The 20,274-nt window shown below is 55.9% G+C and carries 21 protein-coding genes and 3 tRNA genes; 21 read left to right on the top strand and 3 right to left on the bottom strand.

Annotation, left to right across the window (positions count from 1 at the left end; translation table 11 throughout):
- Positions 1 to 79 precede the first annotated feature (79 nt).
- The 3 genes from CPH65_RS20210 (at position 80) to CPH65_RS20200 (ending at position 1,634) form a co-directional block, all read left to right on the top strand.
- On the top strand, positions 80 to 385 hold the full coding sequence (locus CPH65_RS20210; RefSeq protein ID WP_256385200.1) for an HU family DNA-binding protein: 306 nt from the start codon (positions 80 to 82) through the stop codon (positions 383 to 385).
- A 282-nt stretch (positions 386 to 667) separates the two neighbouring features.
- The gene (locus tag CPH65_RS20205) at positions 668 to 1,123 is read left to right on the top strand and encodes a hypothetical protein (RefSeq protein ID WP_172891555.1); all 456 of its coding nucleotides are present in this window, start codon (positions 668 to 670) and stop codon (positions 1,121 to 1,123) included.
- Between the two features lie 67 nt (positions 1,124 to 1,190).
- Positions 1,191 to 1,634 (top strand): acetyltransferase, encoded by a 444-nt coding sequence (locus CPH65_RS20200; protein WP_096175513.1) that lies wholly within the window; start codon positions 1,191 to 1,193, stop codon positions 1,632 to 1,634.
- 78 nt (positions 1,635 to 1,712) lie between these two features.
- Here the strand turns inward: CPH65_RS20200 and CPH65_RS20195 are convergent, their stop codons facing one another.
- Entirely contained in the window at positions 1,713 to 2,873 is a 1,161-nt protein-coding gene (locus tag CPH65_RS20195) for an IS30 family transposase (protein WP_096176532.1), read from the bottom strand.
- 279 nt (positions 2,874 to 3,152) lie between these two features.
- Positions 3,153 to 3,229 (bottom strand) — tRNA-Val (locus CPH65_RS20190).
- A 392-nt stretch (positions 3,230 to 3,621) separates the two neighbouring features.
- On the opposite strand from CPH65_RS20190, the gene CPH65_RS20185 reads away from it, so the two are divergent.
- Together CPH65_RS20185 and CPH65_RS20180 are read left to right on the top strand one after the other, a co-directional pair.
- Positions 3,622 to 3,698 (top strand) — tRNA-Asp (locus tag CPH65_RS20185).
- 51 nt (positions 3,699 to 3,749) lie between these two features.
- Positions 3,750 to 3,826 (top strand) — tRNA-Asp (locus CPH65_RS20180).
- A gap of 231 nt (positions 3,827 to 4,057) precedes the next feature.
- Here CPH65_RS20180 and CPH65_RS20175 read toward each other — a convergent pair.
- Entirely contained in the window at positions 4,058 to 5,161 is a 1,104-nt protein-coding gene (locus CPH65_RS20175) for a carbohydrate kinase family protein (RefSeq protein WP_096175512.1), read from the bottom strand.
- Between the two features lie 624 nt (positions 5,162 to 5,785).
- Between CPH65_RS20175 and CPH65_RS20170 the strand changes: the two genes are divergently transcribed.
- The 16 genes from CPH65_RS20170 (at position 5,786) to CPH65_RS20095 (ending at position 20,245) form a co-directional block, all read left to right on the top strand.
- Positions 5,786 to 6,151: an NADH-quinone oxidoreductase subunit A gene (locus CPH65_RS20170; RefSeq protein WP_096175511.1), complete on the top strand. Its 366-nt coding sequence runs from the start codon at positions 5,786 to 5,788 to the stop codon at positions 6,149 to 6,151.
- On the top strand, positions 6,142 to 6,723 hold the full coding sequence (locus CPH65_RS20165) for an NADH-quinone oxidoreductase subunit B family protein (RefSeq protein ID WP_096175510.1): 582 nt from the start codon (positions 6,142 to 6,144) through the stop codon (positions 6,721 to 6,723). The genes CPH65_RS20170 and CPH65_RS20165 overlap by 10 nt, the downstream gene beginning before the upstream one ends.
- Positions 6,724 to 6,819: 96 nt before the next feature.
- Positions 6,820 to 7,422 (top strand): NADH-quinone oxidoreductase subunit C, encoded by a 603-nt coding sequence (locus CPH65_RS20160; protein WP_096175509.1) that lies wholly within the window; start codon positions 6,820 to 6,822, stop codon positions 7,420 to 7,422.
- A 17-nt stretch (positions 7,423 to 7,439) separates the two neighbouring features.
- Positions 7,440 to 8,630: an NADH-quinone oxidoreductase subunit D gene (locus CPH65_RS20155; RefSeq protein WP_096175508.1), complete on the top strand. Its 1,191-nt coding sequence runs from the start codon at positions 7,440 to 7,442 to the stop codon at positions 8,628 to 8,630.
- Positions 8,631 to 8,747: 117 nt separating this feature from the next.
- Complete coding sequence (gene nuoE / locus CPH65_RS20150; protein WP_096175507.1) at positions 8,748 to 9,863, top strand: NADH-quinone oxidoreductase subunit NuoE; 1,116 nt, start codon at positions 8,748 to 8,750, stop codon at positions 9,861 to 9,863.
- An 8-nt stretch (positions 9,864 to 9,871) separates the two neighbouring features.
- Entirely contained in the window at positions 9,872 to 11,176 is a 1,305-nt protein-coding gene (gene nuoF, locus CPH65_RS20145) for an NADH-quinone oxidoreductase subunit NuoF (protein WP_096176531.1), read from the top strand.
- 5 nt (positions 11,177 to 11,181) lie between these two features.
- A complete protein-coding gene (locus CPH65_RS20140) occupies positions 11,182 to 11,526 on the top strand; it encodes a pentapeptide repeat-containing protein (RefSeq protein WP_096175506.1) in 345 nt (114 codons plus the stop codon).
- A 2-nt stretch (positions 11,527 to 11,528) separates the two neighbouring features.
- On the top strand, positions 11,529 to 13,613 hold the full coding sequence (nuoG, locus tag CPH65_RS20135) for an NADH-quinone oxidoreductase subunit NuoG (protein ID WP_096175505.1): 2,085 nt from the start codon (positions 11,529 to 11,531) through the stop codon (positions 13,611 to 13,613).
- An 11-nt stretch (positions 13,614 to 13,624) separates the two neighbouring features.
- Positions 13,625 to 14,674 carry an NADH-quinone oxidoreductase subunit NuoH gene (gene nuoH, locus CPH65_RS20130; RefSeq protein ID WP_096175504.1) on the top strand — a complete coding sequence of 350 codons (1,050 nt, stop codon included), beginning with the start codon at positions 13,625 to 13,627 and terminating at the stop codon, positions 14,672 to 14,674.
- A gap of 13 nt (positions 14,675 to 14,687) precedes the next feature.
- Entirely contained in the window at positions 14,688 to 14,933 is a 246-nt protein-coding gene (locus CPH65_RS20125; RefSeq protein WP_096175503.1) for a hypothetical protein, read from the top strand.
- Positions 14,934 to 14,951: 18 nt separating this feature from the next.
- Positions 14,952 to 15,224, top strand: coding sequence for a hypothetical protein (locus CPH65_RS20120; protein WP_096175502.1), 273 nt, complete (start codon positions 14,952 to 14,954; stop codon positions 15,222 to 15,224).
- Positions 15,225 to 15,713, top strand: a complete 489-nt coding sequence (gene nuoI, locus CPH65_RS20115) for an NADH-quinone oxidoreductase subunit NuoI (RefSeq protein ID WP_096175501.1) — start codon at positions 15,225 to 15,227, stop codon at positions 15,711 to 15,713.
- Positions 15,714 to 15,779: 66 nt separating this feature from the next.
- Positions 15,780 to 16,394, top strand: coding sequence for an NADH-quinone oxidoreductase subunit J (locus tag CPH65_RS20110; RefSeq protein ID WP_096175500.1), 615 nt, complete (start codon positions 15,780 to 15,782; stop codon positions 16,392 to 16,394).
- 64 nt (positions 16,395 to 16,458) lie between these two features.
- Positions 16,459 to 16,767, top strand: a complete 309-nt coding sequence (gene nuoK / locus CPH65_RS20105) for an NADH-quinone oxidoreductase subunit NuoK (RefSeq protein ID WP_096175499.1) — start codon at positions 16,459 to 16,461, stop codon at positions 16,765 to 16,767.
- A gap of 8 nt (positions 16,768 to 16,775) precedes the next feature.
- Positions 16,776 to 18,734 carry an NADH-quinone oxidoreductase subunit L gene (gene nuoL / locus CPH65_RS20100; RefSeq protein ID WP_096175498.1) on the top strand — a complete coding sequence of 653 codons (1,959 nt, stop codon included), beginning with the start codon at positions 16,776 to 16,778 and terminating at the stop codon, positions 18,732 to 18,734.
- On the top strand, positions 18,734 to 20,245 hold the full coding sequence (locus CPH65_RS20095) for an NADH-quinone oxidoreductase subunit M (protein ID WP_096175497.1): 1,512 nt from the start codon (positions 18,734 to 18,736) through the stop codon (positions 20,243 to 20,245). The genes nuoL and CPH65_RS20095 overlap by 1 nt, the downstream gene beginning before the upstream one ends.
- Positions 20,246 to 20,274 lie beyond the last annotated feature (29 nt).

Raw genomic sequence — 20,274 nt, 5'->3', positions numbered from 1 at the left:
AAGATTGTCGCAACTCGCGTCTGGTATTTGCCCAAGGTGTGTTGATTCTTAATGGTGACGGATTGTGCGAGGCTGCGGCGTGCACAATCGAACCGAAAAGGAAGTAATTATGAACAAGAACGAACTGATCTCTTCTGTTGCGGAAAAGGCTGAACTGACCAAGGCACAGGCTGGTGAGGCTGTGGATGCTCTGTTCGACATCATCGCAGACACTCTGAAATCTGGCGATGAAGTCCGCGTCATCGGCTTTGGCAACTTTTCCGTAACCGAGCGTGCTGCTACCGAAGGCCGTAACCCGCGTACTGGTGAAACCATCCAGATTCCGGCGTCCAAAACGCCGAAGTTCAAGGCTGGTAAAGGTCTGAAAGACGCTGTCAACAGCTAAGGCGGTCCGTCGCCTGGCGACAGGTTGATCACATGCCCCCGGTTCATCCGAGCCGGGGGCATTTTTGTTCGTGTTAACCGATCTCCTGATCTTGTCGATGGGGTCTGCGTTCGGCTTGCTGTCATGGACTCCATGGCCATGGCCGTTATCATTGAACGTGTGGCGCGATTCATTCTGTATGAAGCGCCCGCTTACTTGTTACGAATTTTGGGAAAGGGAACTGTTTTGGTGGATCCTTCGCTTCTGGTCGCTGATTGCAACAATTGTGCTGCTTTATGCTGCGTGTCACTGGCCTTCGACCGGTCGGATGACTTTCCCATAGAAAAGCCCAATGGCGTGCCCTGTCCGCAGCTTGGAGAGCGCAACCAGTGCAAGATTTATGAGACACGCGAGCAAGAAGGCTATCGTGGCTGTTGTCATTATGATTGTCACGGGGCAGGGCAGCGGGTGACGCAAGAGGTCTTCAAGGGCCGCAGTTGGCGCACAGAGCCGCAACTGCTGGGCGACATGACCAGCGCCTTCGTGATCATGTTGCGTGTCCACGGGCTCCTGGAGCTGCTACAGGCGGCTTCTCAGCTGCCGCTGACCGACGAGGAGCAGGTCGTGTATGACGGCCTCCTGGTGGATCTGAACCCGGTTGATGGCTGGTCCGAGGACAAGCTCGAGGCCTTTGAGGGGCAGGGGACTGAAAAACGCGTCCGGGCGTTCCTGATGTCCTTGAGGCACCACGTGGCGTGAGGCCTTCCGTGGTGGCTGCTGGTTTGAGGCCATTGCGGACAGTGGGACGGTTATGTGAACGAGCACCATGCTTACTTTCAGACCTTCAACAGATAAGGACTTACCGCGCGTCATGGAGATATGGCGTCGGGCGGTCGACGCCACTCATCACTTCCTTGCGCCCGTCGACAAGTCGGCCATTGAGGCCGAGCTTATGGAGTTCTTTCCACAGGTGAGCCTGCAACTTTCAGTTGATGCCGCAGACATACCGCAGGGTTTCATGTTTCTGCATGACGGTCATCTGGAGGCACTGTTTATCGACCCGGATCAACATGGACAAGGGATCGGCAAAGCCTTCATATCGCGAGCCATCGCGGCCCATCCTGAGCTGACAGCCGATGTGAATGAGCAAAACCCAGAGGCGCTCGCGTTCTATGAGCAGGTCGGTTTCGTCCGCACGGGAACGTCTTCCCATGATGGGCAGGGAAGGCCTTATCCCCTCATTCATTTGCGGCATCAGTCACCTATGTGAGCGGCGGCCCCGTCGCCTTGCTGTCGGACGCAGCGTTTCTCTTGCTTGTGCGGCGAATGACCGAAACGTCCGGTGGGTTCAACTGATCGATGCAACACATGCTTGGAAACGCTCAGCAGGAGTTTCGTAGTTGAGCGTTTTGCGTGGTCGTTCGTTCAGTTGCCTTGCAATAGCGCTTAGCTTTGCCTGACTATGTATGGACAAATCAGTGCCCTTTGGGAAGTACTGACGTAGCAGACGGTTGGTATTTTCGTTTGTACCGCGTTGCCACGGCGAATGAGGCTCGCACACAAAGACATCAATATTGGTCGCCCAGGAGAATGCTTTGTGTCCAGCCATTTCACAGCCACGATCCCAAGTCAGCGAACGATAAAGCTCTTTGGGCAACTTGCATGACTGTTTGATCAACGCCTGAATGACGCTGTGACTGTCTTTGTTGCTTACTTTTGCCAACATCACAAAGCGGGTGTGGCGCTCGACCAATGTTGCAATGAAGCTATTGCCGGAGCCGGCGATCAGGTCTCCTTCCCAGTGACCAGGTACGGCCCGATCGTCGACTTCTGCAGGTCTATCGCGGATCGAAATCGCATCGTTGAACTTACCTATCCCACTGCGCTTCAGCGTGGCATGGCGAGACCGGCGAATGGACCGTGTCGCTCGCAAATGCACCAGCAATTCTTTCTTAAGTACACCACGTGTCTGGATAAACAGGCTCCGGTAGATCGTCTCATGCGAGACGCGTTTGCCTTCATCATCGGGATGTTTACGCATCAGCCAGCCTGCGATTTGCTGCGGGGACCATTTGCGCGCCAGCTTGGCAGATATCGCACGACACAGATAGTCATTGCCTGCCAACTTACACGGTTTTGGGCGATGGGCACGATCCCACGCTGCAGCATCTGACAGCGTTGCTCGGTAGTTCTTGGTACCTCCATTGCGTCTAACCTCGCGACTTATTGTCGATACTGAGCGTTGCAAAGATCGCGCAATTGCCCTCAAGGACATTTGGGTGATGAGGCCCCTCGATATCTCTTCGCGTTCAGAAAGAGTAAGCGCCAAGCGCGATCTCACACGTTCGGCTGGTCGGATGCCACCAGTGCGCGCCAGAAACGGATAAATCGAGGACGAGGCACGATTAAACCTGCGCCCAATAGAGCTCAATGATTCTCCGCGCTGCCATCGATCCCACATCTCTGACTTTTGACTATCTGTATAAAATGTTCGTTGGCGGTACTTCATGACATCCACTCCAATCCTTCTCATAGATTAAAGTGTTGCGTCGACCCGTTGAAACTACCCCGCATAGCTGCCAATTAGGTGGTGCGGCTGGGGCGGGCAGGCTTTCGGCGCTTTTTATTGAAAATTGCCTGTCGCTGACGATGCTGGGCAGTGAGGGAGGGTGTTGCGCTTTTGCGGAGAGAAGGGTGCTGGCTCTCGGTGATTTCCTACGGAAATGCACCTGCCGCTGAAAGTTCGCAATGTTTGGGAACTCTGATCCATCTTTTGCGAAGCAAAAGATGGTGGGTGATGAGAGATTCGAACTCCCGACCCTCTCGGTGTAAACGAGATGCTCTAACCAGCTGAGCTAATCACCCGTACGCCAAAGCGTGTGTGAGGTGCTTTTAGAGGCTGGGTCTCGGTCATGCAACAAAAAAATGACGGTCCTGATCATTCTCTGGGGAAATCGCCAAGGCGCTATACCTTGTTGGCCAAAAGCGGCTGTGTTGAGAATTTCGTCCGTCCATTTTACACCAATGAACAGAGTCTGGCGAGCTGATCGACGGCGGCGTTTCGAGCGCGGCGCAATGTTGGATAAGTCCTTTTTCACACAAGAAAAAACACGCAGAAATATGCCGATATGGCAAAGGGGTGTGAAGTTTACACAAAAAGAATTCCCTGTGCGCTTGACTTAGAAACTCTGCCATCGTATTTCAGCGCCACTCCACACGAACATGTCGCTTTGACGACGTCGTGTGGTTCGGGTACTGGGGGTGTAGCTCAGTTGGTTAGAGCGTCGGCCTGTCACGCCGAAGGTCGCGGGTTCGAGTCCCGTCACTCTCGCCACCCAGATCCTGCAACCGGATATAATGCGATAATATCTGGTCCGCCATGTGCGGGGGTGTAGCTCAGTTGGTTAGAGCGTCGGCCTGTCACGCCGAAGGTCGCGGGTTCGAGTCCCGTCACTCTCGCCACTTTTCTGGCAGATTTTCTTTCCCCAATATGACGAAATGCACGTAGCTTATTGCGCCGGCGCTTGCGCGAAACCCCTCGATATCGATAGCCTTCTGCGATGCTCCACGATGCCGTGTGCGCGCGGTCGCGCGTCCCCATGGGCCTCATCCGCCAATGCACCAAAAAAGGGCCACAGCGCGTGCTGAGGCCCTTTTATTGCTTTGCCGGATCGGTATGTTCGGGATGGTTGCTTAGTCAACCCATGGCCAGAAACCGACGGGAAGGTCTTTGGCAAATTCCTCAAGGCGTTTTTCCAGTTCTTCGCGCATAAGCAGCCCGGACTGGGTGTCGACATATTCAACCACCGAGGAGGAGTTGATTGCTGCCATCTGGAGGGCTTTTTCCTCGCCCAGTCCCTCAGCCAGAAGAGCGCCGAAGGTGGAGGTGAAGCTGTCGCCAGCCCCTGCGGTGCCGCGGACTTTGGCCTTCTTGATTGGTGCGTGATAAAGCCCGTCCTTGCACCCCAGATAAGAGCCGCCGGTGCCATCGGTGACGAGCACATATTTGGGCCCAAGTTCCATCAGCAAGGACATGAAGCCTGCCAGAGAGCAGTGGACGTGATCCATGATGAGCCCGCGCGACAGCAGGGTCTTGGACGCGTCGGGATCAACCCGGGTGCTGCGCATTTTGGAAGCATCCATGTTCTCGAGCACGATCGGCATCAGGATTTCTGCTTCGGCGCGGTTGATGTTGATCAGGTCGATGTCTTTGCAGGCCTCAAGGAATTCAGTGCCGCGCCGGTTGATCTGGCGTTCGCCGGGGTTGGCGACAACAAAGGCACCGGATTCGCGACCGCGCTGGCAAATCATCGGGAATGCTTCGGCGGATTCGTTCGACATGGGTGCGATGTGAAGAAGCTTGGCACCATCGAAGAGGCCCTCGACGACATCATCATCGGTCACGCGGCAGTTCGCGCCGCGGGCAGTGAAGATCGAGGCGTTGCGGTCATGCGAGGCAATGATGACCGAACAGCCGGTGATGGCCTTGTCAGTGGTCATAAGGCCGTCGAGGCTCATGTTTTCGCGGTTGAGCAGCTGGCGTACCATTTCGGCTTCGATGTCTTCACCGATCTTGACGTGCGGTGTGGCGTCGTGCCCAAGGCGAGACAGCGCAACAGCGGCATTGATGGCACCACCCCCAACATGGGTGGAAATATTGTGAGCGTCGATCTTGCGCCCCTGTTCCAGCAGCAAGAATGAATTGTGCGCATTGGTCATGGAAATGCGTTCAATGTCATTGTCGGCAACAATGGTAATGATATCGATCATTGCGGAGCCGATTGTTGCAGTTTTCATTAGATGTGCCTCTTTTCACGTTGAACCGTCGTGTGGGTTTTGAATGAGCGCTTTGCCGCACCCAAAATAGGTGCATTATCCTTTAGTGTATAGCGGGCAATTTATTCACTGCTTGAAAAAAGATCAAAGCTGGATTTTCTGCAGCGATAAAAGGCCTGAATTTCACAGTTTTTTGTATCCACTAGCAAGAAAACTATCCTTTGGTTTAGCAGTTCGCCGCGCCGGATATGCGTCGTCGGGGACTGCCCTGTCCTATAGGCTCCCATATATGTTTGACCCTAACCTAGATCAATTGTGCGGGCCATCCTGTTATCATATCGACAAGAGTTTCTCCTGTTTTTTTGTTGCCTGCTAATTTTGATATTGTTTTTGCAGTGATTTTTCTTTGAAATGAGGCCGAATCCGGCGATTGTGATTTGTTCACAGTACTATCGGATTGGTATGTGACAAAATTGCAGGGCGACTCTTGCCTAAGCGTTTGCACTGAGTTAAGCGTGCTTTCAACCGGTATGCATTCTGACCAAAATGCGACCCATCAGAGGTTTATCGCCTGACTGACGATCCTTCAAAGCTGGATCGCCCGCATCTGGGGCGAAAGACCAATGTAGAAAGGACTGTCAGGTTATGGAAGACTTGCTAGGGACCTATCTTCCCGTCGTTATCTTCATTGGCATATCCCTCTTCATCGGCCTTGCCTTGCTGATCTCGCCCTTTATCGTTGCCTTCAAGAACCCTGATCCGGAAAAGCTCTCCGCTTATGAATGTGGATTCAATGCGTTTGATGATGCCCGGATGACCTTTGATGTGCGGTTCTATCTCGTTGCCATTCTCTTTATCATATTCGATCTGGAGGTGGCATTCCTGTTTCCCTGGTCGGTGGCCTTTGGCGATCTGGGGATATTTGGATTTGTCTCCATGATGATTTTCCTTGCTGTTCTGACCATCGGCTTTGCCTATGAATGGAAGAAGGGGGCGCTGGAATGGGATTGATTACAGACAATCAGACACTGGTCGCCGAGCAGCCCAAGGGCGTGCTGGACCCCAAGACGGGCAAGCCCGTGGGGCATGATGATCCATTCTTCTCTGGTGTCCGCGAAGAGCTGTCCGACAAGGGCTTTCTTGTTACCGCGACCGATGACCTGATCAACTGGGCGCGCACCGGATCCCTGATGTGGATGACCTTCGGTCTTGCCTGCTGCGCCGTCGAGATGATGCACATGTCGATGCCGCGTTATGATGGCGAACGGTTCGGCTTTGCGCCGCGCGGGTCGCCGCGTCAGTCCGACGTGATGATCGTTGCAGGCACCCTGACCAACAAGATGGCGCCCGCTCTGCGCAAGGTCTATGACCAGATGCCAGAGCCGCGCTATGTGATCTCGATGGGATCCTGCGCCAACGGTGGCGGCTATTACCATTATTCCTACAGTGTGGTGCGGGGATGCGATCGGGTTGTGCCGGTCGATATCTATGTGCCTGGCTGCCCACCAACTGCAGAAGCGCTGCTTTATGGTGTGCTGCTCCTGCAAAAGAAGATCCGGCGTACCGGATCAATCGAACGATAGAAGCGACAAACGCTTGCTGAAGGCGCGGACCGCTCGGTCCGGGCCAATCAGGACAACATCATTGGGTCCAACAGGCCCGACACGGGATGGCGAACGATGGACGAGACATTACGAGATCTCGGGGATTTTATTGCCTCCGCCCTTGGCGGAAAGATACTCGGTTGGACGGTTGCCTTCGGTGAGTTGACGGTCAATGCCAACCGGTCCGATATTGTCGAAGTGGTGCGGTTTCTGCGCGATGACCCGCGCTTGCAGTTTGCCTGCTTCATTGATCTGACGGCTGTCGACTATCCCGGGCGCGAAGAGCGTTTCGAAGTGGTCTATCATCTGCTCAGCCCGAAACAGAATATGCGCATTCGCATCAAGATCACCACGGAAGAGGGCAAGCCGGTCAAGTCGATCTGTGGTGTCTTTGCTGGTGCCAACTGGTTCGAGCGCGAGACCTATGACATGTATGGCATTCTGTTCAGTGGCCATCCCGATCTCAGGCGGCTCCTGACAGATTACGGATTTGATGGGCATCCTCTGCGCAAGGATTTCCCGCTCACCGGTTATTATGAAGTGCGCTACGACGACGAAAAGAAGCGGGTTGTCTATGAACCGGTCAAGTTGCCGCAGGAATTCCGCTCGTTTGATTTTCTCAGCCCTTGGGAAGGCGTTGACTATGCGCTGCCGGGCGACGAGAAGGCGAACGGTTAGGAGGGGAGCGGACTTACATGGCTGAAGCACACGTTAGAAATTTCAATATCAATTTCGGTCCCCAGCATCCGGCCGCGCATGGCGTGCTGCGCATGATTCTCGAGCTGAATGGCGAGATCGTCGAACGGGTTGATCCGCATATCGGCCTGCTGCATCGCGGCACAGAGAAGCTTATCGAGCACAAGATCTATGCACAGGCGACGCCTTATTTTGATCGGCTCGACTATGTGTCGCCCATGAATCAGGAGCACGCCTTCTGTCTCGCCATCGAGCGGCTTTTGGGGCTTGAGATACCGCGCCGGGCGTCGCTCATCCGTGTGCTCTACTCCGAGATTGGTCGCATTCTCAATCATCTTCTCAATGTGACGACACAGGCCATGGATGTGGGCGCGCTGACGCCGCCTCTGTGGGGCTTTGAAGAGCGCGAGAAGTTGATGGTCTTTTACGAGCGGGCTTGCGGGGCACGGCTTCACGCCAACTATTTCCGGGTTGGCGGGGTGCATCAGGATCTGACCGAAGACCTTGTTGATGATATCGAGGCCTGGTGTGATCCTTTTCTCAAGGTGGTTGACGATATCGACCGTCTGCTGACCGACAACCGGATTTTCAAGCAGCGCAATGCTGACATCGGAATCGTCGAGCTCGAGGATGCATGGGCTTGGGGGTTCTCGGGCTGCATGGTGCGCTCTTGCGGCGTGCCGTGGGATTTGCGCAAGAGCCAGCCATATGAATGCTACGGCGAGATGGCGTTCGACATCCCCGTCGGCAAGCATGGCGATAATTACGACCGCTACCTGATGCGCATGGAAGAAATGCGCCAATCGGTGCGGATCATGCGCCAGTGCATCACCAAATTGCGCGAGCCGGAAGGGCGTGGCCCCGTGATGGCAAAGAACGACAAGATCGTTCCGCCCCGGCGCGATGAGATGAAGCGCTCGATGGAAGCGCTGATCAATCACTTCAAGCTGCACACAGAGGGTTTCCATGTGCCTGCTGGCGAGGTGTATGCCGCGGTTGAGGCGCCCAAGGGCGAATTCGGGGTCTATCTGGTCTCGGACGGCAGCAACAAGCCTTACAAATGCAAGATCCGGGCGCCGGGGTTCGTGCATCTCTCGGCAATGGATTTTCTGTCGCGTGGCTACCAGCTTGCTGACGTGTCAGCCATTCTGGGCTCGCTCGATATCGTGTTCGGTGAAGTCGACCGTTAGTCGGCTGGCCAATAGGAAAATCAGTCTGGTCTCTTTAAACAGGGAAGCAGGCAAATTTGAACAAAGCCCCGGTGGCCGCGCCGGTCGATTGGGGTTCAAGCACAAGGAACGGCAGACATGAGTGTCCGTCGCCTGCACAGCGAACAGCCTGATTCATTCGAGTTCTCAGCCGAGAATCTCGATTGGGCCAAGCATGTGATCAGCAAATATCCCGAAGGTCGTCAGGCCTCGGCTGTGATTCCGCTTCTTATGCGGGCGCAGGAGCAGGAAGGCTGGGTTACTCAGCCAGCGATCGAGTGTGTGGCAGACATGCTCTCAATGCCCTATATCCGCGTGCTTGAGGTGGCCACCTTCTACACACAGTTCCAACTGCAGCCGGTTGGCAAGAAAGCTCATATTCAGGTTTGCGGGACGACGCCCTGCATGTTGCGCGGGGCAGAAGATCTGATCCGTGTCTGCAAGAATAAAATCGCCGCTCATCCCTTCGCCCTATCAGAGGACGGCAATTTCTCGTGGGAAGAGATCGAGTGCGCGGGGGCTTGTGTCAATGCGCCGATGATCCAGATTTTCAAGGACACCTATGAAGATCTGACACCGGAAATTCTCGAAGATCTGATCAGCAAGATTGACGCGGGTGAAGACATCACGCCGGGAACGCAGCAGGAGGGCCGCATTCATGGGGCGCCTGCTGACGGGCCGGTGACGCTGACCGATCCAGCGCTTTATGATGGGTCGCGTGTGAAATACGGCCTTGGCGCAGGCATGGATGACGCGGATAGCGACGCTTCCACTTCAGCAGAGGTCGAAAAGGAAGACCAAAAGCCGATCAAGGCTGCCAAGCCCGAGAGCGCTCCTGCCAAGAAAACGCCTCCGAAGACCAAATCCAAACCGGCGGTCAAGACGCCGTCAGAAAAAGTCCCGGAGGGGGATGCCCCCCAATTGCTGGACGCGCCAGCCGGTGGTCAGGCGGATAACCTCAAGGAAATTTCCGGTATCGGTCCGAAGATCGAGGAAAAGCTCAATGCGATGGGCGTTTTCCATTTCTCGCAGATCGCCAGCTGGACCAACGAGAATTGCGCCTATGTCAACGGCCAGCTGTCCTTCAAGGGGCGGATCGAGCGGGAAGACTGGATTGCGCAGTCCAAGGTTTTGGCCGAAGGCGGCGATACGGACTTTTCCAAGCGCGTTGCCGCGGGCAAGGTTGACTCCAGCAAGAGCGAAGGAGGCAAATAATGGTCGCGATGCTCCAGGATAAAGACCGGATCTTCACCAATATCTATGGCCTGCATGACTGGGGTCTTGAGGGTGCGCTCAAGCGCGGCAGTTGGGATGGTACCAAGGGCATTCTGGCCAAGGGGCAGGACTGGATCATCAACGAGATGAAGGCCTCGGGCCTCAGGGGGCGCGGCGGTGCTGGCTTTCCGACCGGTTTGAAATGGTCCTTCATGCCGCCCAAACAGGAAGGGCGGCCGCAATATCTCGTCGTCAACGCTGATGAATCCGAGCCGGGCACCTGCAAGGACCGGGAAATCCTGCGTCACGATCCCCACCATCTGGTTGAGGGCTGTCTGATTGCCGGTTTCGCGATGAACGCGGATGCGGCCTATATCTATGTGCGCGGCGAATTCATCCGCGAGCGTGAACGCCTTCAGGCGGCGGTTGATCAGGCCTATGAAAAAAAGCTGATCGGCAAGAATAACATCCACGGCTATGACTTCGACATCATCGTGCATCACGGGGCCGGGGCTTATATTTGCGGTGAGGAAACCGCGCTGCTCGAATCGCTGGAAGGCAAGAAGGGCCAGCCGCGCCTCAAGCCGCCATTTCCGGCCAATGTCGGGCTTTATGGCTGTCCGACCACGGTCAACAATGTGGAATCCATTGCCGTGGCGCCGACGATTCTGCGGCGCAGCGCCAGCTGGTTCAAAGGCTTCGGGGCCGAGAACAACCACGGCACCAAGCTTTTCTGCGTCTCTGGACATGTCAATCAGCCCGCCACCTTCGAAGAGGCCATGTCGGTTCCCTTTAAGGAACTGATCAACAAGCATTGCAGCGGCATTCGCGGCGGCTGGGACAATCTCCTTGCGGTGATTCCGGGCGGCTCGTCGGTGCCTTGTGTGCCTGCCGATCAGATCACGGATTGTCCGATGGATTTCGACAGCCTCAAGGAGCTGGGCTCGGGACTTGGAACCGCTGCTGTCATCGTCATGGACAAGTCGACCGATATCATCAAGGCGATTGCGCGACTGAGCTATTTCTACAAGCACGAAAGCTGTGGCCAGTGCACACCGTGCCGGGAGGGAACCGGCTGGATGTGGCGCGTCATGGAGCGCATGGTGCGGGGTGAAGCCTCGAAGAAAGAAATCGATATGCTGTTCGAGGTCTCCAAGCAGGTGGAAGGTCACACGATCTGCGCTCTTGGCGATGCGGCAGCCTGGCCGGTGCAGGGGCTTATCCGTCATTTCCGCCCGGTGATTGAACAGAGAATTGATCAGTATACGGCCAATCCGAAAGAGGATGCGGCCCCGCTGGCGGCTGCGGAGTAGGGCAGATGAAACTTAATAAGGAAAATCATCGGATTGAAGTGAAGACCTGCGATCTGTCCGGATCTGACTTCGACGACGTGAATTTGTGTGGCTCCAAATTTCACAATGTGAACCTGTCAGGTGGCCGCTATGACGATGTCAATTTTTCAGGCTGTGTAGCCGAGAATTTGAATATGTCCGGTTGGTCGGTGACGGATGCCAATCTGGCAGGGTTTCGCGTTGAAGCAGCCAATCTTTCCGGCGCTTCCCTCAAAGCCTGCCAGATGGAAGGCATGACCATCGACGGGATCGAGGTTTCTGATCTTCTGTCGCTCTGGAAAGCGCAAAATGCGAACGGCGGGGAAAGCTGATCATGGCAAAGCTGATCGTTGATGGCGTCGAGATTGAAGTGCCGGGTGAATATACCCTGCTGCAGGCTGCCGAAGAGGCCGGCGCGGAAATCCCGCGTTTCTGCTATCATGAGCGCCTGTCGGTGGCGGGCAACTGCCGCATGTGCCTTGTTGAAGTGAAGGGCGGTCCGCCAAAGCCGGCAGCGTCCTGTGCGATGCGCGTGGCGGACATGCGTCCCGGTCGGGATGGCGAGCCGCCGGAGATTTTCACCAAATCGCCGATGGTCAAGAAGGCCCGTGAAGGCGTGATGGAATTTCTCTTGATCAATCATCCCCTTGATTGTCCGATCTGTGATCAGGCCGGGGAATGCGATCTTCAGGATCAGGCCATGGCTTACGGCAAAGGCGGCTCTCGCTTCACCGAGAACAAGCGGGCGGTCGAGGACAAATATATCGGGCCGCTGGTCAAGACCGTGATGACCCGCTGCATTCATTGCACCCGCTGTGTGCGCTTTACCACCGAGGTGGCGGGCATTCAGGAGCTTGGGCTTGTCGGGCGCGGTGAGGATGCCGAAATCACCACGTATCTGGAAGCGGCGCTGACGTCCGAATTACAAGGCAACGTGATTGATCTGTGCCCGGTCGGCGCGCTGACCTCGCGGCCTTATGCCTTCACGGCCCGCCCGTGGGAGCTAACCAAGACCGAGACCATCGACGCGATGGATGCGGTGGGCAGCAACATCCGGGTGGACACGCGTGGCCGTGACGTGATGCGCATTCAGCCGCACAACAATGATGCGGTCAATGAGGAATGGATTTCTGACAAGAGCCGCTTCATCTGGGATGGGCTCAAGTCGCAACGTCTTGATCGGCCCTATGTGCGCAAGGGCGGCAAACTGACGCCTGCGAACTGGGACGAAGCCTTTGCTGTTGTTGCCGAGCGGGTCAAAGGGACATCTGGTGACCGGATCGGTGCGATTGCCGGGTCTATGGCCAGCGCCGAAGAAATGTATGCCATGAAGCTGCTGATGGCCTCGCTGGGGTCAGGCAATATCGATGCGCGTCAGGACGGCTCGGTTTTGCATGGCGCCATGGGACGGGCGGCTTATTTGTTTAACGCCACCATCGAGGGCATCGAGGATGCGGACGCGATCCTGATCGTCGGCTCCAATCCCCGCATGGAGGCCGCTGTCCTCAACGCCCGCATTCGCAAGAGCTGGCTGGCTGGCGGTACACGCATTGGCGTGATTGGTGAGCAGGCCGATCTCAAATATGGTTACGATTATCTGGGGTCAAGCTCCCATGTTCTGGCTGATCTTGCTCAGGGCAAGGGAGATTTCTTCCCTGTTCTGGAGGGGGCAGAGCGTCCCTTGATCCTGATCGGGCAGGGAGCAATCAACCACGATGACGGCTACAATGTGCTGACGCAGGCCGCCAAGCTGGCGGTCAAGTGTGGTGCGCTGGGTGAGGACTGGAATGGCTTCTCCATGCTGCACACCGATGCGAGTGCCGTGGGAGCCTTCGAAGTTGGTTTCGTTCCGGAAGAAGGCGCCAAGGATATCGGGGCGATGCAGCAGGGCGGCGTTGATCTGTTGTTCCTTCTGGGGGCGGACGAGCTCAGCTTTGATGCCTTTGGCGATGCCTTCAAGGTCTATATCGGCAGCCATGGCGACGCTGGGGCGCATGCAGCGGATGTGATTCTGCCCGGCGCGACCTACACCGAGAAGTCTGGCCTTTATCTCAACACCGAAGGACGGGTGCAAATGGCGATGCGGGCCAATTTCGCGCCCGGGGATGCCAAGGAAGACTGGGCGATCCTCCGGGCACTGTCGGCCAAGCTTGACAAGGTGCTGCCCTTTGACAGTCTTGCGGCGCTGCGCAGCAAGCTCATTGCGGATCATCCGGACCTTGATCAGCTGGATGACTGTCTGGTTGGTGATGTCGCTTCGATCAAGGCGCTGGCCAAAGGGGCCAAGCGCGGCAAGGGGCAGGCCATGGTCTCGCCGATCACTGATTATTATCTCACCAATCCGATTGCGCGCGCGTCTGCCGTCATGGCCGAGTGCAGCGCGCTGGCAAAGGGGCACGCGGCGCAAGCTGCGGAGTAGGGGGCTGACTGATGAATGGTTTTGTCGACAATTGGCTCATCCCCGGCGCGATCATGGTGGGGCAGTCGCTGCTTCTGCTGGTCGTCCTCTTGGTGATCGTTGCCTATGTCCTGTTGGCGGATCGAAAGATCTGGGCGGCGGTGCAGATGCGCCGTGGCCCCAATGTGGTCGGGCCGTGGGGGCTGTTGCAGTCCTTTGCCGATCTGTTGAAATTCATCCTCAAGGAACCGGTGATTCCATCTGGCTCAAACAAGGTTATGTTCCTGCTCGGGCCTCTTGTGATGGTGACGGTGTCGCTGGCCGCCTGGGCCGTGATCCCGGTGTCTGAAGGCTGGGCGATCGCTGATCTCAATGTCGGCATTCTCTACATTCTTGCGGTCTCTTCGCTCGGTATCTACGGCATCATCATGGGCGGTTGGGCTTCGAACTCGAAATATCCCTTCCTGTCAGCCTTGCGCTCGGCAGCGCAGATGGTCTCGTATGAAGTGTCCATCGGCTTCGTGATCATCACGGTTCTCTTGTGCGTCGGCTCGCTCAATCTGACTGACATCGTGCTCGCCCAGAAGGAAGGGCTTGCGTCGTACCTCGGACTACCGGCGCTCAGTTTCCTCAACTGGTACTGGTTGCCGCTGTTCCCGATGTTCATCGTCTTCTTTATCTCGGCCTTGGCGGAGACCAACCGGCCGCCGTTCGATCTGGCCGAGGCGGAATCAGAGCTGGTCGCGGGCTTCATGGTGGAGTATGGCTCCACGCCCTACATGATGTACATGCTGGGGGAATATGTCGCGATTACGCTGATGTGCTCGCTGACGACGATCCTGTTCATGGGGGGATGGCTGCCGCCATTCGACTTTGTTCCCTTTACCTGGGTGCCCGGTGTTGTCTGGTTCTTTTTGAAGGCGAGTGCCGTCTTCTTTATGTTCGGGATGGTGAAGGCCTTCGTGCCGCGCTATCGCTATGATCAATTGATGCGCCTTGGCTGGAAGGTTTTCCTGCCGTTGTCGCTGTTTTATGTGGTGCTGGTGGCGAGTGTTCTGCAGTTCGCTGGCTGGGCACCTTAAAGGATGGGCAGAGATGTTTGATTTGTCACTGCCGGGAATGGTCGGCGCCTTGATTGGCGGTGTGATCGGATGGGCCGATTTCAAGATGATCGGCGGTCTGCTCGGGGCCAAATGGATGAAAATGCGTTCGGAGAAGGGCCTCGCCAACCATCCGAACACGAAGAAATATGGTGACTGGATACAGTTCGGGATCTGGTGTGGAACCCAGCTTCTGTTTCCCTTCATCGGTTATTGGGCGGGCGCGTCCTTGGCGGGCTGAACACGGCTGGAGACTGGCATGGAACAGGCATTCTTGATGGCTGGCTTGATGGCTGGCGGGTTGGGAGCATTCATTGGGCTGGCGATAGCGATCGTCGCCAATGTCGTTGTGCTGCCAGCTGTGCTGAAAGCGCAGGAAGATGGGTTTGTCATGGGGCGCAAGACGGAACTGGCCACCATGAGCAATGAGACACTGGCTCGGCTGACGCGCTTCTTCTACCGCGTGCCGATGCCGATTATTTTTGCCTTCGTCGGATTCTTTGCCGGCTTGAAGGTTGCGGGAGGACACTAGATGGCACTTGCACAGGCTGCAAAATCGCTGATGCTGAAGGAGTTCGTCTCGGCCTTCTTTCTTGCTATGCGCTATTTCTTTGCGCCCAAGTCGACGCTCAACTATCCCTTCGAGAAAGGGCCGGTGTCCCCGCGGTTTCGCGGCGAGCACGCGCTTCGGCGCTATCCCAACGGGGAAGAGCGCTGCATTGCCTGCAAATTGTGCGAAGCGATCTGTCCGGCGCAGGCGATCACCATCGAAGCGGGCCCGCGGCGTAATGATGGCACGCGCCGCACCACGCGCTATGACATCGACATGACCAAATGCATCTATTGCGGTCTGTGTGAGGAGGCCTGTCCGGTGGAGGCCATCGTCGAGGGACCGAATTTCGAATTTGCGACCGAGACGCGCGAAGAGCTGTTCTACGACAAGGCAAAGCTGCTTGAGAATGGTGATCGCTGGGAGCTGGAACTGGCGCGCAACATCGCACTGGATGCACCCTATCGCTAAGAGCGGGACAAGCACTGGATTTGATATGGGGGAGACTTCCCTTCCGGGAACAGGAAAAAGAGTGACATGATCCTTCAAAGCATATTCTTCTATCTGTTTGCAGCGGTGCTGCTGGGCTCTGGCCTGATGGTCATTGGCGCGCGCAACCCCGTGCATTCCGTTCTGTTCCTGATCCTTGCTTTCTTCAATGCGGCCGGACTCTTTGTCCTGCTTGGCGCGGAGTTCCTCGCCATGTTGCTGGTGGTGGTCTATGTCGGGGCGGTTGCGGTGTTGTTCCTGTTCATCGTGATGATGCTCGACATCGACTTTGTCGAGTTGAGGGCAGGGTTCCTGCAATATATGCCGATTGGCCTTGTCGTTGGTGTTGTCCTTCTGGCTGAACTCCTCGTTGCGTTCGGTGGCTGGGTGATCAGCCCTGAGCTGAGCGGACATCTGGGCGAGCCGATGCCGGCGCTCGCGGAGATGTCCAACATCGAGGCCATCGGGAGCCTGCTCTATACAAAGTATGTCTATTATTTCGAAACGGCGGCACTCATTCTGCTTGTGGCGATGATCGGGGCAATCGTTCTGACGCTGCATCATCGCAAGGATGTGAAACGTCAGGATATCGTGCGGCAGAATGCGCGCACTGTCGAGAATTCAATTGAAATCGTGGAGGTGGAATCGGGCCGGGGCATTTAGCTCCACCGGTTCCCCTTTGCTTGGCTCTGCCACAAGGCAGGGCAGGGAGAAGGGACAGCCAGAGATGGAAATCGGACTGAGCCATTATCTGACCGTAGCGGCGATCTTGTTTGTGATCGGAATGTTCGGCATTTTCCTCAACAGGAAGAATGTCATTGTCATTCTGATGTCGATCGAGTTGATCCTCTTGTCGGTCAATATCAATTTTGTTGCCTTCTCCAGCTATCTTGGCGATCTGACGGGTCAGATATTCGGGTTGCTCGTTCTGACGGTTGCAGCTGCAGAGGCGGCTATCGGTTTGGCCATTCTGGTCGTGTTCTATCGCAATCGCGGCACCATCGCGGTTGAAGACATCAACATGATGAAAGGCTGAGGGTTCTCATGTATACGGCCATCGTCTTTCTACCGCTTATCGGATTCCTGATTGCAGGATTGTTCGGGCGCTCGATTGGGCACAAGGCTGCGGAATATATCACCAGCAGCCTTTTGGTGATTGCGGCTTTGCTCAGCTGGATTGCCTTCTTCGTTGTTGCCATCGGTCACGAGGGGCATACCGAGATTGTCACCCTTGTCAGCTGGATTCACTCTGGCGATCTGTCGATTGACTGGACGATCCGGGTTGATACCCTGACGGCGGTCATGCTGGTGGTGGTCAATTCGATTTCGGCGCTCGTGCACATCTATTCCATCGGCTACATGCATCACGATCCGAATCGTGCGCGGTTCTTTGCCTATCTGTCGCTGTTCACATTCGCGATGCTGTCCCTCGTCACGGCGGACAATCTGTTGCAGATGTTCTTTGGCTGGGAAGGGGTGGGCCTTGCCTCCTACCTGCTGATCGGTTTCTGGTATCAGAAGCCGTCGGCCAATGCGGCGGCGATGAAGGCCTTTATCGTCAACCGCGTCGGCGACTTCGGCTTTGCCCTTGGTATTTGCGGTGTCTATGTGCTGTTCGGCACGATCAGCTTCTCCGAGATCTTCGCCGGAGCTGACGCCATGAAGGGACAGACAATTGTCTTCCTTGGTCACGAATGGGATGCCCTGACCACGATCTGTCTTTTGCTGTTCATGGGTGCGATGGGCAAGTCGGCGCAGTTCCTCCTGCATACATGGTTGCCGGACGCGATGGAGGGACCGACGCCGGTCTCCGCACTGATCCATGCGGCGACCATGGTCACCGCAGGCGTTTTCATGGTGGCGCGGCTGTCGCCCTTGTTTGAGCTGTCCCCCACTGCGCTTGAATTTGTCACCTTTATTGGTGCGACGACGGCCTTCTTTGCGGCAACCGTGGGATTGGTGCAGAACGACATCAAGCGGGTCATTGCCTATTCGACCTGTTCGCAGCTTGGCTACATGTTTGTTGCCTTGGGGATTGGCGCTTATGGGGCGGCGGTGTTCCATCTGTTCACCCACGCCTTCTTCAAGGCGCTGTTGTTCCTTGGTGCCGGTTCGGTCATTCATGCCGTGTCGGACGAGCAGGACATGCGCCGGATGGGCGGTTTGGCCAAGCACATCAAGGTCACCTACTGGATGATGATGGTTGGCACGCTGGCGCTGACCGGCGTTGGTATTCCGGGCACCCTGATCGGCTTTGCCGGCTTCAATTCAAAAGACGCCATCATCGAAAGTGCCTTTGCTGCACAAAACCTGATGAGCAACTACGCCTTCCTGATGACTGTGGTGGCGGCGCTCTTCACCAGTTTCTACAGCTGGCGGCTGATTTTCATGACCTTCCATGGACGTGAACGAATGAATGCCGACGTCAAGGCCAAGATCCACGAAAGCCCCAAAGTGATGACCGTGCCATTGATGGTCCTTGCTGTTGGTGCGGCCTTTGCGGGCATGGTCTTCTCGGGCTTCTTCTACGGACATCACTATGATGACTTCTGGAAAGGCGCGCTGTTTACCGCTGCGGAGAATGATCTGGTGCATGTGTTCCATGATGTCCCATGGGCTGTGAAACTGGCTCCGTTTGTGATGATGCTTCTTGGTTTGGCAACGGCCTATGTGTTCTACATTCGCAAGCCGAACTTGCCCAAACGCCTGGCTGAACGTCACGACTGGCTTCACAAGTTCCTCCTCAATAAATGGTACTTCGACGAGCTGTATGATCTCGTTTTCATTCGCCCGGCCCTGTGGCTCGGTCGTATCCTGTGGAAGGGGGGCGATGAAAGAATTATCGACCATTATGGCCCGAATGGCATCGCTGCGCGGGTTTCGGATCTGACGGGTCGCATCGTGCGACTTCAGACCGGATATCTCTACCACTATGCCTTTGCCATGATGATTGGCGTGGCGCTGCTGGTCACCTACATCATGCTGAGCGGGGGGGCACATTGATGAATGAATGGCCACTACTTTCGACGGTCGTTTTCCTGCCGCTGGTCGGGGCGCTGATGATCCTTCTGGTCAAGGGGGACAGCGAGATTTCACGCCGCAACATCAACAATGTGGCGCTCTGGACCACTGTTGTTACTTTTCTGATATCGCTTTTGATCTGGAACCAGTTCGATCCGGAGAACACCGGCTTTCAAATGCAGGAAAAGGCGGAATGGCTCTCTACGACGATTTCCTATCGCATGGGCGTCGATGGCATTTCGATGCTGTTTGTCATCCTGACCACCGCCCTGATGCCCGCCGCAATCTTTGCCAGTCGCAATGCGATCAATAAGCGCGTGAAGGAGTATATGATCGCATTCCTGGTGCTCGAAACCATGATGATCGGGGTGTTCTGTGCGCTGGATCTGGTGCTGTTCTACGTGTTCTTCGAGGCTGGACTCATTCCGATGTTTCTCATCATCGGTATTTGGGGCGGGAAGAACCGTGTTTATGCGAGCTTCAAATTCTTTCTCTACACGTTGATCGGCTCTGTGCTGATGCTGCTGGCGATCCTTGCGATGTATTGGGAAGCCGGGACAACGGATATCGTGCAGTTGTTGGTGCATCCATTCTCGGCTCAGATGCAGTTCTGGCTCTGGATTGCGTTCTTTGCCTCCTTTGCGGTCAAGATGCCGATGTGGCCGGTGCATACATGGCTGCCTGATGCCCATGTTCAGGCACCCACGGCTGGCTCGGTCATTCTGGCCGGGATCTTGCTGAAGATGGGGGGCTATGGCTTCCTCAGATTCTCGCTGCCGATGTTCCCGCTGGCGTCTGATATGTTTGCGCCGCTGGTCTATACCCTGTCGGTGGTGGCGATCATCTATACTTCGCTCGTTGCGCTGGCGCAGGAGGATATCAAGAAGCTGATCGCCTATTCCTCGGTCGCGCATATGGGCTATGTGACCATGGGTATTTTCTCTGCCACACAGCAAGGGGTGCAGGGGGGCATCTTCCAGATGCTCTCCCATGGCATCGTGTCCGGTGCCCTGTTCCTGTGTGTGGGCGTGGTCTACGACCGGATTCACACGCGTGACATTTCGGCTTATGGCGGCCTGGCCAACCGGATGCCGGTGTTTGCCACGGTGTTCATGATCTTCACGATGGCCAATGTCGGCTTACCGGGGACATCGGGGTTTGTTGGTGAGTTCCTGACCATTCTCGGGGTGTTCAAGGTGAACAATCTGGTTGCCTTCTTTGCCACTACGGGCGTCATTTTGTCAGCGGCCTATGCGCTCTGGCTCTATCGCCGAGTGGTGTTTGGCAAGCTGGAGAAAGAGAGCCTCAAGGGCATTCTTGACATGGACCGCCGGGAGAAACTGATCCTTGTACCACTGGTCGTGCTGACGATCTTCTTCGGCGTCTATCCGGCTCCGATCCAAGATGTGACGGCTGCATCCGTGAGCAATCTGATCAACAATTATCAGGCAGCAATCGAGGCTGCGGACAAGGTTGCCATGCTCGCCCAGTAGGGTGATGGTGATCGATAACTGAAGCGAGT

This window comes from Cohaesibacter sp. ES.047 (genome assembly GCF_900215505.1).
Taxonomy (GTDB): domain Bacteria; phylum Pseudomonadota; class Alphaproteobacteria; order Rhizobiales; family Cohaesibacteraceae; genus Cohaesibacter.
Note: the sequence above shows the minus strand (reverse complement) of the source record. Positions and strands in the feature narration are given on the sequence as shown.